General features: G+C 68.3%; 14 protein-coding genes. 10 read left to right on the forward strand and 4 right to left on the reverse strand.

Annotation, left to right across the window (positions count from 1 at the left end):
• Nucleotides 1-6 precede the first annotated feature (6 nt).
• Entirely contained in the window at nt 7-288 is a 282-nt protein-coding gene (locus tag ACCD06_RS02665) for a GNAT family N-acetyltransferase (RefSeq protein ID WP_109157325.1), read from the forward strand.
• On the opposite strand, the gene ACCD06_RS02670 is transcribed toward ACCD06_RS02665, so the two are convergent.
• The 3 genes from ACCD06_RS02670 to ACCD06_RS02680 all read right to left on the reverse strand — a co-directional run bounded on the left by ACCD06_RS02670 (nt 285) and on the right by ACCD06_RS02680 (nt 2898).
• Nucleotides 285-965, reverse strand: coding sequence for a ChrR family anti-sigma-E factor (locus tag ACCD06_RS02670; RefSeq protein ID WP_109157324.1), 681 nt, complete (start codon nt 963-965; stop codon nt 285-287). The genes ACCD06_RS02665 and ACCD06_RS02670 overlap by 4 nt on opposite strands.
• On the reverse strand, nt 962-1555 hold the full coding sequence (locus ACCD06_RS02675; RefSeq protein WP_247871623.1) for a sigma-70 family RNA polymerase sigma factor: 594 nt from the start codon (nt 1553-1555) through the stop codon (nt 962-964). The genes ACCD06_RS02670 and ACCD06_RS02675 overlap by 4 nt, the downstream gene beginning before the upstream one ends.
• Before the next feature lie 95 nt (nt 1556-1650).
• Nucleotides 1651-2898: an MFS transporter gene (locus ACCD06_RS02680; protein WP_413338586.1), complete on the reverse strand. Its 1248-nt coding sequence runs from the start codon at nt 2896-2898 to the stop codon at nt 1651-1653.
• A 289-nt stretch (nt 2899-3187) separates the two neighbouring features.
• Here ACCD06_RS02680 and ACCD06_RS02685 point away from each other — a divergent pair, with 289 nt between their 5' ends.
• The 4 genes from ACCD06_RS02685 (at nt 3188) to ACCD06_RS02700 (ending at nt 7565) form a co-directional block, all read left to right on the forward strand.
• Nucleotides 3188-4006: an enoyl-CoA hydratase/isomerase family protein gene (locus tag ACCD06_RS02685; RefSeq protein WP_413338588.1), complete on the forward strand. Its 819-nt coding sequence runs from the start codon at nt 3188-3190 to the stop codon at nt 4004-4006.
• Between the two features lie 47 nt (nt 4007-4053).
• On the forward strand, nt 4054-5235 hold the full coding sequence (locus ACCD06_RS02690) for an acetyl-CoA C-acyltransferase family protein (RefSeq protein WP_109157320.1): 1182 nt from the start codon (nt 4054-4056) through the stop codon (nt 5233-5235).
• 244 nt (nt 5236-5479) lie between these two features.
• A complete protein-coding gene (locus ACCD06_RS02695; protein WP_247871622.1) occupies nt 5480-6661 on the forward strand; it encodes a quaternary amine ABC transporter ATP-binding protein in 1182 nt (393 codons plus the stop codon).
• Nucleotides 6654-7565, forward strand: coding sequence for an ABC transporter permease (locus tag ACCD06_RS02700; protein WP_109157319.1), 912 nt, complete (start codon nt 6654-6656; stop codon nt 7563-7565). The genes ACCD06_RS02695 and ACCD06_RS02700 overlap by 8 nt, the downstream gene beginning before the upstream one ends.
• Nucleotides 7566-7567: 2 nt before the next feature.
• On the opposite strand, the gene betI is transcribed toward ACCD06_RS02700, so the two are convergent.
• Nucleotides 7568-8143, reverse strand: coding sequence for a transcriptional regulator BetI (betI, locus tag ACCD06_RS02705; protein ID WP_109157318.1), 576 nt, complete (start codon nt 8141-8143; stop codon nt 7568-7570).
• A gap of 152 nt (nt 8144-8295) precedes the next feature.
• Here betI and ACCD06_RS02710 point away from each other — a divergent pair, with 152 nt between their 5' ends.
• From ACCD06_RS02710 to ACCD06_RS02730, 5 genes are all read left to right on the forward strand, one after another.
• Nucleotides 8296-9270, forward strand: coding sequence for a choline ABC transporter substrate-binding protein (locus ACCD06_RS02710; protein WP_136703460.1), 975 nt, complete (start codon nt 8296-8298; stop codon nt 9268-9270).
• 245 nt (nt 9271-9515) lie between these two features.
• Nucleotides 9516-12212, forward strand: a complete 2697-nt coding sequence (locus tag ACCD06_RS02715; RefSeq protein ID WP_413338592.1) for an ATP-binding protein — start codon at nt 9516-9518, stop codon at nt 12210-12212.
• A 24-nt stretch (nt 12213-12236) separates the two neighbouring features.
• Complete coding sequence (locus tag ACCD06_RS02720) at nt 12237-13835, forward strand: ABC transporter substrate-binding protein (protein WP_413338594.1); 1599 nt, start codon at nt 12237-12239, stop codon at nt 13833-13835.
• A gap of 65 nt (nt 13836-13900) precedes the next feature.
• Nucleotides 13901-15283, forward strand: coding sequence for a diguanylate cyclase (locus ACCD06_RS02725; protein WP_413338596.1), 1383 nt, complete (start codon nt 13901-13903; stop codon nt 15281-15283).
• A gap of 381 nt (nt 15284-15664) precedes the next feature.
• The gene (locus ACCD06_RS02730) at nt 15665-16642 is read left to right on the forward strand and encodes a pyridoxal-phosphate dependent enzyme (RefSeq protein WP_109157312.1); all 978 of its coding nucleotides are present in this window, start codon (nt 15665-15667) and stop codon (nt 16640-16642) included.
• Nucleotides 16643-16727: the final 85 nt, after the last annotated feature.

Consider the following 16727-nt stretch of genomic DNA (forward strand, 5'->3'; position numbering starts at 1 on the left):
AAGACCATGAGCTTGCAGGACAAGGTGCGGAACAACGAGGAACTCAGCCGCTATGAGCTGACGGTGGCCGACTCCACCGCGCTGGTGACCTACGACATGCGCGAGGGCAAGATCGCCCTGACCCACACCGAAGTGCCGGGCGAAATGTCGGGCCAGGGGGTGGGGTCGGCGCTGGCCAAGGGCGCGCTGGACGACATCCGGGCCAAGGGACTGAAGGTGCTGCCGATCTGCACCTTCATCGAGGCCTACATCAAGCGGCACCAGGAGTATCAGGACCTCGTCGGCTAAGCAGGGTTTCCGGCCTCGTCGAGGAAGATCAGCTCGCCGTCCAGCAGGAAGAGGCAGATGCAGTCTTCCTCGCTGGCGCCGCTGGCGTGATGGTCGGTGTCGGCGACGTATTGGGCGACGTCGCCGACGGCGTAGCTGCCATATTCGTCGCTGAACGCGCCCTGAAGGACCAGCAGCAGTTCGTCTGCGGTGTGGCGGTGGGCCGGCACCGGAGCGCCCGAGGCCATGCGCAGCAGGCAGATGGTCGTTCCGGACAGGGTGCGTTCCCAGCCCGACAGCCAAACCCCCTTGGCGATCTCCCGCCAGGTTCCGTCGTCGGTCGGCGTGTCGATCGCCTCCGGCAGCCAGCTGCGCAGCGGCTCCGGCACCGGGCGCCCGCCCAAGGAGCCGGCGGCAAGCGGCTTCGGCGGTTTCGCCTCAGCCGGCGCGCCACCGGCAGCGAGCAGGCCGTCCATCCGGTCGAGCAGGGCGTCCAGCCCGCCCAGGCTGTCGTGATCGTCGCAGGGCAGCTCCTCGAACCAGCTGCCGCACAAGGCCTCATAAGAGGCGACGCGCTGGCGGCAGTCGGGACAATAGGCGAGGTGGGTCGCCACCAGCAGCGACTTGCCGGCCCGCTCCTGCCCGCTGGCATAGCCGATCAGAAGCTGGTCATCGGGATGGTGGAGCGGCAACGTCACGCCTTGTCCCCCAAGCTGCGTTTCAAATGGCCGAGCGCGAGGCGCAGCCGGGTCTTCACCGTGCCCAAGGGCACTTCGGTGTCCTCGGCGATCTCCTCGTGGGTCTGCTCAAGGAAATACGAACGGCGTAACACTTCGGATTGGTTTGCCGCCAACGAACCGATCGCCTCCTGCAGGTGCCGGCTGCTCTGGACCAGCTGGGCGGACTCCTCCGGCGTGGCGTGGGACTGCGGAGTCATCGCCGGATCCGCCGGGTCGGGGGCCGGGCGCATCTCCTTGCGCAGGCGGTCGATGCGCCGGTTGCGGGCGATGGTGAAGACCCAGGTGCCGACGGTGGCCTGGGCGGGATCGAAGCTGCCGGCCTTCAGCCAGACCGTCAGCATCACGTCCTGGACCAGTTCCTCCGCCGTGCTGCGGTCGGCGCCGAGCCTAAGGCAATAGTGCAGGATCTTCGGGGCGAAATGGCGGAACAGGGCGGCGAAGGCCGTGCGGTCGCGATCCCGCGCCACCGCACCGACCAGCGTGTCCAGCCGGTCGGCATCCAGGCTCTGCGACGGCCGATCCGGATCCTGGTCCGGCGGCTCTGGCAAGAGGGGTTCCCGCGAAAACGGCATGCAACCACCAGTCAGCATTCCACCGCCGGGCAGCTTACCCTGAACTCCTTAACGGAGCCCTTTGAAAATCATCAGTCCTCCGACGATGACTTCAGCGGGCCCATGGGGTCGAGCGGAGAGACGGTGGGCGTCGTCTGCGGCAGCGGACGGAAGGCGGCCTGCTCCTCGGCCGGCAGCGGCGGACGGACGCGGGACCGCCATAAGCCAAAAACGGTGGCGCACAGCGCGCCGCCGCCAATGAAGGCGAACAGGCCGATCGGCCCCGTCGTGGTCATCAGGGCCGATGCCACCGGCGGCCCGATGATGGCGCCGACCGAGTTGGACAGGATCAGGCCGCCGCTGGCCGACACCATGTCCTCCCGCCGCACATAGTCGTTGGTGTGGGCGGCGCAGATCGGATAGATCGTAAAGGACAGGCCGCCGAACAGCGGTGCCACCACCATCAGCGCCAGCTGCTGGTTCATTCCGGCGGCGGCGATCATGCAGACGCTGATCAGCGACAGCGCGGCCGTCAGGCCGATGATGACGCTGCGCCGGTCGAAGCGGTCGGACAGCCGGCCGAGCGGCCATTGCAGCGCCATGCCGCCGAGGATCAGCACCGACATGAACAGCGCCGTCCCCGACACCCCGAAACCGGAGGCGGCGCCGAACACCGGGGCAAGTCCGTAGATCGATCCGGTGATCGCCCCGCTGATGAAGACCCCGGCCACCCCCAGCGGCGAGCTTTGATAGAGCCGCCGGATGCCGAAGGATGAGACGTCCGGCAGTTGCGGCGGCGTGGTCCGCGTCAGCGCCACCGGCACCAGCGCCAGCGTCAGCAGGATCGATACGATCATGAACAGGCGGATGCCGGTCTCGTCATCCAGCCGCAGCAACTGCTGGCCGACGCCCGACGCGCCGTACAGCGTCACCATGTAGGCCGACAGCAGCTGTCCGCGGCTTTGGTTGGTGGCGGTGCCGTTCAGCCAGCTTTCGATGCACATGTAGAGTCCCGCCATGCAGAACCCTTGTGTCAGGCGAAGCACCGCCCACAGCGACGCATCGACGAACAGCGCATGCGACAGCGCCGCGACCGAAACGACCGAGGCGAAAGCGGCGAAGGACCGGATGTGTCCGACGCGGGTGATGATCCGGTGCGCGAAGAGCGACCCCAGGGTCAGCCCGGCATAATAGGCGGCGGTGATCATCCCGACCGCGGTGGTGCCGGAATCGGTCGCCGCGAGGCGAAGGCCGATCAGCGTCGACAGTGCACCGTTCCCCAACATCAGAAAGGCCACGCCCAGCAGAAGCGAGGCAACCGAACGCATAACCATAGGCATGCCTGATCTCCGCTGCCGTCAGCGAGTCATGGCCGGTATACCGGTCAGGTTCCGATGATGCATGGCGGGGACTCCGATCACTTGTTGACGGGCGGCAGCTTGCACTGTCGGGGGTCCAACAGCCAAGCCATGGATTCGCTCCGCCGCTGCGGACCGGCACTTCGGCGGCCCTGCCTTACCATTGGGTCACCCAAACCGTTGACAGATCATACCGTTCGGTAACATACCTTCCATCAGGTAATTCCCATCAGCCGATGATCCTCCAGTTGACGTCAGGGGAGACGCTACCATGTCCGACACCGCCCCACCGGTCCTGGCCCCACCGGTCCTGCTCGTCCGCGAGGGGGCCGTGTCCTGGATCCGGCTGAACCGGCCGGATGTGCTGAACGCGCTGGACGAGGCGACCGCCGCCGCCTTCCTCGACGCCTGCCGCAGCGTGGCGGATGAGGGCGAGACAGGGCCGACGCGGGTTCTGGTGATCGCCGGCAATGGGCGCGGCTTCATGGCCGGCGGCGATGTTGGCCGTTTCAACGACGATCCAGCCGCGGCTCCCGCCGTGGCCGGCGCCATCATCGCCCATCTGCACGAGGCTCTGCGCGTTCTCGACCGGCTGGACGTGCCGGTGCTGGCCTCCGTCCATGGGCCGGTGGCGGGGGCGGGGATGAGCCTCGCCAGCGCCGCCGACCTTTGCATCGCCGCCGACGACGCCAGGTTCAACATGGCCTACGCCCGCATCGGCGCCACGCCGGACGGGTCGGGCAGCTTCCACCTGCCGCGCCTGGTCGGGCTGCGCCGCGCCATGGAGCTGGCGATGCTGTCCGACGTGATCGACGCCGCGGAGGCCCTGCGGATCGGGCTGGTCAACCGGGTGGTGCCTGCGGCATCGCTGGCCGAGGAAGCCGCCAAGCTGGCGGAGCGGCTCGCCGCCGGGCCGACCGTCGCCTATGCCGGCATCCGTCACCTGATGCGCCAGTCCTTCGACCGGACGCTGGACCAGCAGTTGGACGCCGAGCGCGACCGCTTCCTCGCCACCGCCGCCACCGCCGATTTCGTCGAAGGCGTCGGCGCCTTCATCGCCAAACGCAGGCCGGATTTCACCGGCCGCTGAACCAACGCCCGCCAACCGTTATCTCCGTCCGAGAAGTGGACCCTACCATGCAGAACGACATCGTCATCGTCGGCGCCGCCCGCACCGCCATCGGCGGCTTCGGCGGCAGCCTGAAGGATGTGCCGCTGACCAAACTCGCCACCGTGGCGGTCAAGGCGGCGCTGGAGCGCTCCGGCGCCGCGGCCGACGCCATCGGCCATGTGGTGATGGGCAACGTCATCCCGACCGAGACCAACGACGCCTATCTCAGCCGCGTCGCCGCCATCGACGCCGGCATTCCGATCGGCACCCCGGCCTTCAACGTCAACCGGCTGTGCGGCTCCGGCCTGCAGGCCATCGTGTCGGCGGCGCAGTCCATCGCGCTCGGCGATTGCGAGGTCGCCATCGGCGGCGGCGCGGAATCGATGAGCCGCGGACCCTATTTCGTGCCGAGCGCCCGCTGGGGCACCCGTCTGGGCGACGGGGCGCTGGTCGATTACATGAACGGCATCCTGCACGACCCCTGGCAGAAGATTCACATGGGCGTGACGGCGGAGAACGTCGCCGCCCGCTACGGCATCGACCGCGAGGCGCAGGACGCCCTGGCGTTGGAAAGCCAGCGCCGCGCCGCCCACGCCATCGCCGAGGGGCGCTTCAAGGACCAGATCGTCCCGGTGGAGATCGCGTCCCGCAAGGGCACGATCGTGTTCGACACCGACGAGCATGTGCGCGGCGACGTCACCCCGGAAGGGCTGGCGAAGATGAAGCCGGTCTTCAAGAAGGACGGGTCGGTGACCGCCGGCAACGCCTCCGGCCTGAATGACGGCGCCGCCGCGGTGGTGCTGGCCGACGCCCGCCGTGCCGCGGCGCTGGGGCTGAAGCCGTTGGCCCGCCTCGTCGGCTATGCCCATGCCGGCGTAGAGCCCGATTACATGGGCATCGGCCCGATCCCGGCGACCCGCAAGGTGCTGGAGCGGACCGGCCTGTCGGTCGCCGACCTCGACGTGATCGAATCCAACGAGGCCTTCGCGGCGCAGGCTTGCGCCGTGATCCGCGAACTGGATTTCGATCCGGCCAAGGTGAACCCCAACGGCTCCGGCATCTCGCTCGGCCATCCGGTGGGAGCGACCGGCGCCATCATCACGGTGAAGGCGATCCACGAACTGCACCGCACCGGCGGCCGCTATGCCCTGGTGACCATGTGCATCGGCGGCGGCCAGGGCATCGCCGCGATTTTCGAACGGGTTTGACGTCGAGAGGTTCCCCCTCTCCCCCCGGGGAGAGGGAATCCTCCTGCGCCGGAAGATGTGCGTCCAGGTTTTTCATTGAACGATCAATTAAAATAAAATCCGCCTCCGTCTGCGGCCAATCGCGCAACAGCGCCGTCAAAATGCAGCTTTCGTGAACGCAGCTATCGACCGCGCCCCTTGTCTCGGGGCAATCTACGGCCCGATTGTCTTCACCCTGGTCTGTTGCGTTCCGGAAGCCTTGCCCATGACGATGATCCTGCCCACGCCCATCGGCTCGTCTTCGACGGGCGCTGCACCGGTGCGTCTGGCGGTCCGCGGCCTGCGCAAGGTCTTCGCCGACGATCCGCTTCCGGCGCTGGACATGCTGCGCAACGGCGCGACCAAGGCGGAGGTGCTGCATCGGCTGAACGTCAATGTCGGCGTGGCCGAGGCCAGCTTCGACATCCGGGCCGGCGAAATCTTTGTCATCATGGGCCTGTCGGGGTCGGGCAAATCGACCATCATCCGGCTGCTGAACCGCCTGATCGAACCGTCGGAGGGGGAAATCCGGCTGGACGGCCGCGACCTCACCGGCCTGTCCTATTCCGATCTGGTCGAGGTGCTGCGGCGGGACATGAGCATGGTGTTCCAGTCCTTCGCCCTGCTGCCCAACCGCACCGCTCTGGAGAACGCCGCCTTCGGGCTGGAAGTCGCCGGGGTGAAGCGGGGGGAGCGGCGCAGGGCGGCGCTGGCGGCGCTGGAGCGGGTGGGGCTGGCGGACTATGCCGACCGCTATCCGAACGAGCTGTCGGGCGGGATGCAGCAGCGGGTCGGGCTGGCCCGCGCGCTGGCCAAGAACCCGACGATCATGCTGATGGACGAGGCCTTCTCGGCGCTCGACCCGCTGATCCGCAGCGACATGCAGGACGAGCTTCTGCGGCTGCAGCGCGAGGATGCCCGCACCATCGTCTTCATCTCCCACGATGCGGAGGAGGCGATGCGCATCGCCGACCGCATCGCGGTGATGGAGGACGGGCGGATCGCCCAGATCGGCACCCCGGCGGAGATCCTGCGCGCGCCGGCCGACGAGTATGTCCGCGCCTTTTTCCGCGGCGTCGATGCGTCGCGCGTTCTGCGCGCCCGCGACATCGCCCGGCCGCCTGACGACGGTGATCCCGACGAGCCGGTACGATTCCGCTACCGCACCGATGCGGCGGGGATTTTCCGCGGCGTGCTGGCCGGCGACGGCGCATCGGCGCTGTTCGGGCTGGAGCCGGTGGCGGCCGACACCCCCATCCATGCGCTGCTCGGCCGGATCGCCGCGGCGCCCTGTCCGCTGCCGGTCATCGAGGCGGATGGCCGGCTCATCGGCGTGATCTCCCGCGCCGTGCTGCTGGCCGCTCTCGACCGTGGCGAGGATGCCGGGCGCGAGGTGCGCCATGGCTGACGCCGGTCCGATCGACGTCGAGTGGCTGAGCGAGACCATCGGCGGCGGCATCGCCCGCGGCTCCGAATGGCTGGTGAACACGATCCTCGACCATGGGCAGCCGGTGCTGACCGTCATCGCCGCGGCGGTCGACGGGCTGGGCGAGACGCTGGACGGGCTGCTGCTGGGGGTGCCGCCCTGGCTGCTGGCGCTGGTGCTGGCAGCCATCGCCCTATGGCGGGTCGGGCGTGGCTTCGCGCTGTTCACCCTGCTGGCGATGGGCGGCATCTTCGTGATGGGGCTGTGGGAGCCGACGGTCTCCACCCTCGGGCTGGTGCTGGCGTCCACCGCGCTCAGCCTGATCGGCGGGGTGCCGCTCGGCATCTGGATGGCACGCAGCAAGCTCGCCGATGGGCTGGGCAAGACCCTGCTCGACCTGATGCAGACGATGCCGGCCTTCGTCTATCTGATCCCGGCGGTGCTGTTCTTCGGGCTTGGCCGGGTGCCGGGCATCATTGCCACCGTGGTCTTCGCCATGCCGCCGGCGGTGCGCCTGACCGCGCTCGGCATCCGGCAGGTTCCGGTGGAGCTGGTAGAGGCCGGCCGCGCCTTCGGCTGCCGCCAACACCAGCTTTTGTTCAAAATACAGCTTCCCAACGCCCTGCCGTCGATCATGGCCGGCGTGAACCAGACCATGATGATGGCGCTGTCGATGATCGTCGTCGCTTCGATGATCGGCGCCGGGGGCCTGGGCAACGTGGTGCTGCAGGGCATCCAGCGCCTGGACATCGGGCTTGGCGTGCAGAGCGGGCTGAGCGTGGTGTTCCTGGCCGTCGTGCTCGACCGCATCACCCAGAGCTTCGGCCGGGGCTTTGGTCGACCGGCTTCCGCCAGAACGGCCAAGCGGCGCTGGTGGCGGCGGTGAGGTCAGGCGTTCAGTTCGGAATCGAGGTAGCCCAGCGCCACGGCGCGCGCGGCGCTGCCGTCGATGGCGCCGGTCAGGGCGAAGCGCAGCCACAGCCCGTCGATCATCGCGGCCAGCCCGACCGCCACCCGTTCCGCCCGTTCCGGCGGCAGCAGCGGGCGCAGGGCGTGCAGCAGGTTGGAATGCAGCCGGCGGGCGTTGATCCGCTGCAGCCTCGACAGCGCCGGATTGTGCGGCGCCTGCGCCCAGAAGCCCAGCCATGCCGCGACCACCCGCGGTTCGAACTGGTCGGGTGCGAAGTTGCAGTCGACGATCGCCTCCAGCCGGGCGCGCGGCGAATCGGCCGCCGCCAGCCGCTTGGTCGCGTCGTCGCGCAGCTGTTGCAGCATGCTGCGCATGGTGGCGGCCAGCAGTTCGTCCTTGCCGCCGAAATAATGATGGATGATACCGGGCGAAACGCCGGCCCCGCGGCTGATCGTCTGCACCGTGGTGTCGGCCAGCCCGTGCTTGCCCATCGAGGAGATGGTCGCGTCGATCAACTGGCGGCGGCGGATCGGTTCCATTCCGACTTTGGGCATGGGGCTGGCGGTCTCCTGTCCTTGTCCGCCAAGGCCGTCCGCGACCGGGACCTTGGCTTGCGCCGCAACAAATGCGCCATTTTCACCGCTCCGTCGATGACGAAAACGGCAGATGCCGCGGACTGGAACAACAAGAACGAGGAGTTGAGCACATGAACGGATGGAAGGCTCCGGCCAAATGGATCGTGGGCGCGGGCATCGCGGCGGTGATGGCGCTGGGCGCCGGCGGGGCGCTGGCCGCCGACCCGGCCGCCTGCAAGGCGGTGCGCTTCGGTGACGTCGGCTGGACCGACATCGCGGCGACGACGGCGCTCGCATCGGTCACGCTGGACGCGCTCGGCTACAAGCCGACCACCACGATGTCGTCGGTCCCGCTGGTCTACACCGGGCTGAAGACCAAGTCGCTGGACGTCTTCCTCGGCAACTGGATGCCGACGATGGAGCCCTTCATCAAGCCGGTGCTGGAGGACGGCTCGGTCGAGGTGACGCGCGTCAACCTGGAAGGCGCCAAATACACGCTGGCGGTGCCGAAATACGCCGCCGAGGCCGGACTGAAGACCTTCGCCGACATCGCGAAGTTCAAGGACAAGCTGGGCGGCAAGATCTATGGCATCGAGGCCGGCAACGACGGCAACCTCATCATCGACAAGATGCTGAAGGCCGACGCCTTCGGCCTGAAGGACTTCAAGCTGGTGGAGTCCAGCGAGGCCGGCATGCTGGCCGAGGTGAAGCGGGCGACCCGCAACAAGGGCTGGGTGGTCTTCCTGGGCTGGGAGCCGCACCCGATGAACAAGAGCTTCGAGCTGACCTATCTGGAAGGCGGCGACGACTGGTTCGGCCCCAACCTGGGCGGCGCCACCGTCAGCACCAACGTCCGCAAGGGCTATGCCGCCGAATGCCCGAACGTGGGCAAGCTGCTGTCCAACCTGTCCTTCACGCTGGACATGGAAAATGCGGTGATGGGCGACATCATGAACGCCAACAAGAAGCCGGAGGCCGCCGCCAAGGCCTGGCTGAAGAAGAACCCCGACGTGCTGAAGGGCTGGCTCGACGGCGTCACCACCTTCGACGGCAAGGACGGACTGGCGGCGGTGCAGGCCAAGCTGGGCGTGGCCGGCAAGTCCTGAGCCGACAGCGCGGCAGGGCGGGGCGGTGTGGGGCAGGGCGGGGCGACTCTTCGCCCCATCCGCTCTACTCCGTTCCCATTTGAAGCATTACCCCTTTGCCCCCGAACATTGCTCTGCTAAGGCCCATTAGGTCCTGAATGCGGAGCGTTCGTGGCGGCTCGCCGATCACCCTTTGCCCGATCCCTGCCCCTGTCCCGGCGGCCCGTCCGGGCAGCCTGCGCGCGTGACGGCGCGGCGGGGCGCGGATGAGGATTAGGTCGCGCATCGCCATGGTCGGCGGCGTGCCGGTGGCGGTCGCCGCGGTGATCGCGGTCGCCGGCGGGCTGCTGCTGGCCCGCAGCGAGCGGGTCTATGAATCGGCGGTGCTCGCCGGCTCCGTCTATCGCGACGTTCTGGCGGCGACGGCGGCCCGCATCGACTATCTCCAGGTGGCGCCGGCCGACCGCGCCGGCCGTGCCGACCGTTTCGAAAAAATGTCGCAGTCGGCGGCGTCCGAACTGCGGCAGCTGGACGAGGCCGGATCGGCCAGGACCCACCGGCCGGAGGTGGAGCGCGCGACCGGTGTGCTGGCGCGCTATGTCGACCAGATGCGCAGCTTCATCCAGGTGACCGCGGCGAACGACGCCGCCGTGGCCGACATGGGGCTCCACGCCGCCACCCTGATGGCGTTGACCGACCGCGCCCGCGAACGGCAGCATGCCGCCAACGTCGACTCCCTGGGATCGCTGACGGAGGCCGACAAGCGCCTGCGCGACAGCCGCGAGGTCGTCGACGGCGCCCACGAACTGCGCGAGGCGATGCTGGACCTCCAGCGCGCCGAGGCCCAGCATGTCGCGGCGCTCGGCTTCGGCCGCGGCCTGCATGGCGGCGGGCAGCCCCTGACCGCCGGCGATTTCCGCATCGCCACCGACCGGCTGACGGCGACCGCCGACCGGCTGCAGGCGGTGCTGGGGCGGACGGATCCGCTGGTCGACCGCTATCCGGCCAAGCAGGCCGCCGCCCGCTACGCGGCCACCGTCGCCGGGCTGCAGGGCGCCGTCGCGGATCTGCGCGCGGCCGATGCGGAGCGCGACGCGGCGCTGAACCGGTTCGAGGCGGCGGCACAGGCGGCGGCTGGGATCGCGGAGGCCAATGGCGATGATGGGGGCGATGCCGGACCTGCCGGCAGTCTGGGCGAGCGGATGCTGGGGGAACAGGTCCTCCGCATGCTGCCGGTGGTGCGGGCGCTGGTCCTGACCGGGACGCTCGGCCGTCAGCCCGACGTGACCTACCTGTCCTCTCTGCTGCCGACGCTGCGCCCGGCGCTCGACGGGTTGTATCAGGCCCAGGCCCGCACCGCCGCGGCCCAGCGGGCGCTGGACTCGGCACAGCGCGCCGGCGCGGAGGCGGCTGCGGCCATCGAGGCGCTGACCGCCCGGATCCTGATGGTGAAGTCCACCGGCTACACCGCGATCCAGGACGAGGTGGTCCAGCTGATCGCCTATGCCATCCAGGCCAATGACACCGAGCAGGAGACGCAGAACGTCGCCGTCGTCGCCCTGCGCCTTGGCCGGCGGGCGGCCGACGCCGTGGCCGTGCGCGACGCGGAGGAGGCCGACCGGATCGTCGCCGATGCCGGCGCCCTGCTGGCGACCGTGCGCGAGCTTCCCATGTCGCCGCTGCTGCAGGACGAGGTGCTGGCGGCCATCCGCAATTGGCGCGACAGCCTGCGCCGCACGGCGGACGGGCTGCGCCACCTGAACCAGCTTCTGATCGCCATGGACCGCGACGCCGGCGCCCTGGTCGAAACCGCCAGGCAACTGGACGAGACCTTCCGCGAGGAGGCCGCGCGCATCGGCGAACTGTTGACCCGCATCCTGGTCATCGGCGCGACCATCGGCCTGCTGCTGGCCGCCGGCGCCGCGTCGGTGGTGGCGCGGTCGATCAGCCGCCCGGTTCTGCGCCTGCAGCGGCAGATGACCCGGCTGGCCGAGGATCCGCTGGCCGGTCCGATCGACGGCACCCGCCGCCAGGACGAATTCGGCGCCATGGCGCGCGCCGCCGCCTTCTTCATCCGCGAGATCGGCCTGCGCGAACAGGCGGCCCGCCACGCGAAGGACCGCGCCGACCGCGCCCTGGAGGACCTGCGCCGGACCCAGGCCGACCTGATCCAGGCGGAGAAGATGGCGTCGCTGGGCGGGCTGGTCGCCGGCGTGGCGCACGAGATCAACACCCCGCTCGGCAATGCCCTGATGGGCGCGACCCATTTTCAGGACCGGCTGGCGGCCATCGGGCGGCTGGCGGGCGAGGGCAATCTGCGCCGCGGCGACTTCGCCGAATTCCACGAGACGGCGGACGAGCTGGCCCGGTTGATGGTGCTGAACCTGCGGCAGGCCGGCGATCTGGTGCAGAGCTTCAAGCAGGTGGCGGCTGACCAGACCAGCGGCGAAGGGCGGCAGTTCCTGCTGAAGCCCTATCTGGAGGATCTGGCGACCAGCCTCAGCCCGTCATGGCGCAGGGCGGGTCACAGCCTGCGGGTGGAATGCCCCGAAGACATCGAGATCGACGGCTATCCCGGCGTTCTGGCCCAGATCCTGACGAACCTCGTGATGAACTCCATCACCCACGCCTATCACGAGGGGCAGCAGGGCCATCTGCTGATCCAGGTCGCCGCGCCGGAACCGGACATGGTGGATCTGGTCTACGCCGACGATGGCCGGGGGATCGCCCAGACCGATCTCGCGCGGGTGTTCGATCCGTTCTTCACCACCAGACGCGGAAGCGGCAGCACCGGCCTCGGGCTTCACATTGTGTACAATCTCGTGGCGAATCGCCTGGGTGGCAGGGTCGCGGTCGATAGCCCTTCCGGCGGCGGCGTGCGCTTCACCATTCGCTTTCCACGGCGATTTGCTACTGATAACGTATCGTTGGCGCCCGCAATACCGTCCCCGCAGGAGCAGTGAATGCCTTTGCCGCTGAAGACATCGATGCGGAGTCTTGCGAAGGGGGCTGCTGTTCTGATCGGGCTTGCCGTGCTGTCGGGCCCGGCGCTCGCCGACAAGTCGCTGGTCTACTGCACGGAAGGGAATCCGCAGGGTTTCAATGCGCAGGTGTCGACCTCGGGCACGACGGTGAATGCTACGACGCCGCTGTTCAACAATCTGGTGGAATTCGGTCCGGCAGGGCAGGTCATGAATTCCGGTCTGGCCGAATCCTACAAGGTTTCGGACGACGGTCTGGTCTATGAATTCCGTCTTCGTCGGAATGTCGCTTTCCATTCCAACGATCTGTTCACTCCGAGCCGGCCGCTCAATGCCGATGACGTGCTGTTCACCATCGACCGTCAATGGCGGGCCGAGCATCCCTATCACGCTGTCGGATCGGCGAATTACGAATATTTCAGGGGCATGGGGCTTCCGACTCTGCTGAAGTCGGTGGAGAAGCTGGACGATCACACGGTCCGCATCACCCTGACCCATCCGGAGGCTCCCTTCCTGGCCGATCTGGCCATGCCGTTCCTGTCGATCCAATCCGCCGAATACGCCGATGTCCTGATGAAGGCCGGCAAGCAGGATTTGTTCGACGAGAAGCCCATCGGGACGGGGCCGTTCCGGCTGGTGTCCTACCACAAGGATGTGGCGATCCGTTACAAGGCCTTCGACGGCTATTGGCGGGGACGCCAGCCGCTGGACAACCTGATCTATTCGATCACGCCGAACATCGCGGTGCGCCTGAACAAGCTGCGGTCCGGCGAATGCCATGTGATGATCTTCCCCAACCCGGCCGAAATGGGGGCGATCGAAAAAGATCCGAATCTGGTGATCGAGCAGCAGGACGGCCGGAACGTCGCCTATATGGCGTTCAACACGAGCAAGCCGCCGCTGAACGATGTGCGGGTGAGGCGGGCCATCACCATGGCGATCGACAAGCGCACCCTGGTCGATGCGGTCTATCAGAACGGGGGATCGCCGGCGAAGAACCCGATCCCGCCCGGCATGTGGTCCTACGATGACGGCGTCGAGGATTATCCCTTCGACCCGGCGGCGGCCCGCCGCCTGCTGGCCGAGGCGGGGTATCCCGAGGGCTTCTCGCTCGATCTGTGGTACACGCCGGTTACGCGCCCCTACCTGCCGAACGGCAAGCGCGCCGCCGAAATGATCCGCGAGAATCTGGAGCGCGTCGGGATCCGCGTCACCCTGAAGACGGACAGCTGGAGCAATTATCGCCAGCAGGTGACGCAGGGCGATCCGGACATGGTGATCTACGGCTGGACCGGCGACAACGGCGATCCCGACAATTTCCTCTATTTCCTGCTGAGCTGTGGTGCCGTGCGTCCGGGCGGCGCCAACCTTGCGAGATGGTGCAATCCGGATTTCGAAGACCGGATCACGAAGGCCAAGGTCACCAGCGACATCGAAAGCCGCACCGCCGATTACAAGGAAGCACAGCGCATCTTCCATCGGGAAGCCCCGTGGTTTCCCATCGCGAATTCCATCATTGCCGTCGCCCATCGCAAAGAGGTGAAGAACTACACCAACAACATCTTCATTCAGGACTTCTCCGGCGTCGACATCGAGCCCCAGTGAGCGACAGGCCTATGCAAACCTTATCTGGGCAGGCCCCGACCGGGGACGTGTCTCCCGATGACCTGATGTTCGAGGACGAAGACCCCGGCGCGGTGCCGGAACGGCGGTCGGCGGCGGCTGCCCCCTGGCCGATCCTGGTGGTGGACGACGACGAGCAGGTGCACGCGATGACCCGCGTGCTGCTGAAGGATTTCGAGTTCGAAGGCCGGCGCTTCGCCATCGTCAGCGCCTTTTCGGCGGCGGAGGCGCGGGAGATCCTCGCCGAACGGTCGGACCTGCCCGTGGCTCTGCTCGACGTGGTGATGGAGACGCAGGATGCCGGGCTGCATCTGGTCCATCACATCCGGCGCGACCTGGGCAACCGCCACATCCGCATCATCCTGCGCACCGGCCAGCCCGGACAGGCGCCGGAGCGCGAGGCCATCGTCGCCTATGACATCAACGACTATAAGAGCAAGGCGGAACTGACCGCCCAGAAGCTGTTCACCAGTCTGGTCGGCGCGGTGCGCAGCTGGCGCGATCTCGTCACCATCGAGACGCTGAACCAGTCGCTGGAACGCCGTGTCGCCGAACGCACGGCGGAACTTGAACGGCAGACCGCGCTGGCCGACGGGCAGCGCCGTTTCATCGAAAACCTCGTCGAGATGATGCCGAGCCCGGTCTGGTACAAGGACGCCGCCGGCCGGTATGCCCTGTGCAACCGTGCCTTCCGCGAGCTGTTTCCCAATGCCTCCGACGGGATCGAATGGTCCGCCGGCCGCCAGACCGCGTCCGATCCGATGTCGGCCGGCATGGGGGCCTTCTCCTTCGAATCGAGCGTGGAGGGACCGGACGGGCGGACGCGGGAACTGCTGGTGGTGAAGCGTCCGCTGACCGCCCCCGACGGAACGGAGACCGGGGTGATCGGCATCGCCACCGACATCACCGAGCGCCGGCGGATGGAGCATGAGCTGCACCGCCTCGCCACCACCGATCCGTTGAGCGGCGCCCACAACCGCCGCCAAATCCTGGAGCTGCTGGATCGGATCGTGGACGGGCGGGGTGCCGGGTCCACCTGCCTCGTCATGCTCGACATCGACCATTTCAAGCGCATCAACGACGAACTGGGCCATGCCGCCGGCGATGTCGCCATCCGCAGGGTGGTCGAGGAGATTCGCAGCCAATTGCGCGGCAGCGACCAGATCGGCCGCATCGGCGGAGAGGAGTTCGCCATTCTGCTGCCCGAGACCTCGCGCACCGGCGGTGCGGCGATTGCGGAGCGGCTGCGCGGCGGACTGGCGGCACTGGCGATCGAGCTTCCCGACGGCCGGTGTTTCCAGCTGACCGGAAGCTTCGGCCTGACCGAGCTGCGTCCGCTGGAGGATACGGTCGAAAGCGTGCTGGGGCGGGCCGATCAGGCGCTCTACCGGGCCAAGGCGCTCGGGCGGAACCGGGTCGAGGTGGCCTGAGGGCCGGCATGCCCCTGCGACATTTTGCACGATGACGGCTTGACCGCCGCCGCGGCAACGGGTATGCAGATCCTATGAACACCACCGACACCATGCGAATGCGAATTACCGGCCCGGCGCTCTGAAGCGTCGGAGAGTTGCCGCGTTCGTGTTCACTGGTCGTGTGGAGTGTGTGGCGTGTCGCTGCACCCTGTGGTCCCCGGAGCCCTCAATCCGGTTCATGACAAGTCCTATAGCATGACCGCTGCTGCGGCGTCGAACAACGGCGTCCGTCTCGGCGAGCGAATGTGTGGCTCGGCGCGAATTATTCACCCGGTCCGCTGAGGCGGTCCGGGGCACGCCCGTCCTATCCAGAAAATTCGTTCGTCGAGGAACTTCGCGATGTTCACCGCGCATGCCGATGCCGCGCGCACCCTCTCCGTCTGCGCTCCTGTCCAGCACCACGACCCCGAAGACCGTCTGCCGGCCTGGTTGCCGCTGTCAGCGGTGACCGACGCCGCCCGGCGGCTGTCCGGCCAGATCGTTCGCACGCCGCTGCTGCATGCCCCGACGCTCGACCGCGATCTGTGGCTGAAGGCGGAGGTGTTCCAGGCCACCGGCGCCTTCAAGGAGCGTGGCGCGTTGAACCGCCTGCTGCGGCTGACGGCGCCCGAACGCGCCGGCGGGGTGGTGGCGATGTCGGCCGGCAACCATGCGCAGGGGGTGGCGCTGCACGCCGCCCGGCTGGGGGTGAAGGCCACCATCGTGATGCCGGAGACGGCCCCCCGCTGCAAGGTGGAGCGGACCGCGGAACTGGGGGCCGAGGTGGTGCTGCACGGGGCCACGGTGGGCGAGGCGAAGGGCAAGGCGCTGGAACTGGCGGCGGAGCGGCGGCTGACCTTTCTCCACCCCTATGACGATCCCGATGTGATCGCCGGGCAGGGAACGGTCGGTCTGGAGATTCTGGCCGACCGGCCGGATGTCGACACAGTCGTGGTGCCGGTCGGCGGCGGCGGGCTGCTGGCCGGCGTGGCCGCCGCGGTGAAGGCCCAGCGCCCGTGGGTGCGGGTGATCGGCGTGCGGCTTGCCCGGCGCGGCGGCCCGACGCTGGCCGACGGCATCAACGTCCATGCGCTGGGCAAACTGCCCCAGGCCATCGTCGACACCCTTGTCGACCGGGTGGTCGAGGTGGAGGAGGCGGAAATCGCCGCCGCGATGCGCGCCCTGCACCGGTCCTTCGGCGTGGTGGCGGAAGGGGCCGGCGCCGCCGGAGTCGCCGCGGTGCTGGGCGGTCGGCTTGGGCGAACCGGGCGGACGGTGGCGGTGCTGTCCGGGCGGAATGTGGACGGCGACACGCTGGCGCGGACGTTGGCGGCGTGATTTCTGACTTGCGATTGCTGCGGCCTCTTGCCCTCTCCCCAACCCTTCCCCGCTTTGCGGGAGAGGGTTGGGGAGAGGGCAAAGC

The organism is Azospirillum sp. CT11-132 (assembly GCF_047302835.1).
GTDB lineage: Bacteria > Pseudomonadota > Alphaproteobacteria > Azospirillales > Azospirillaceae > Azospirillum.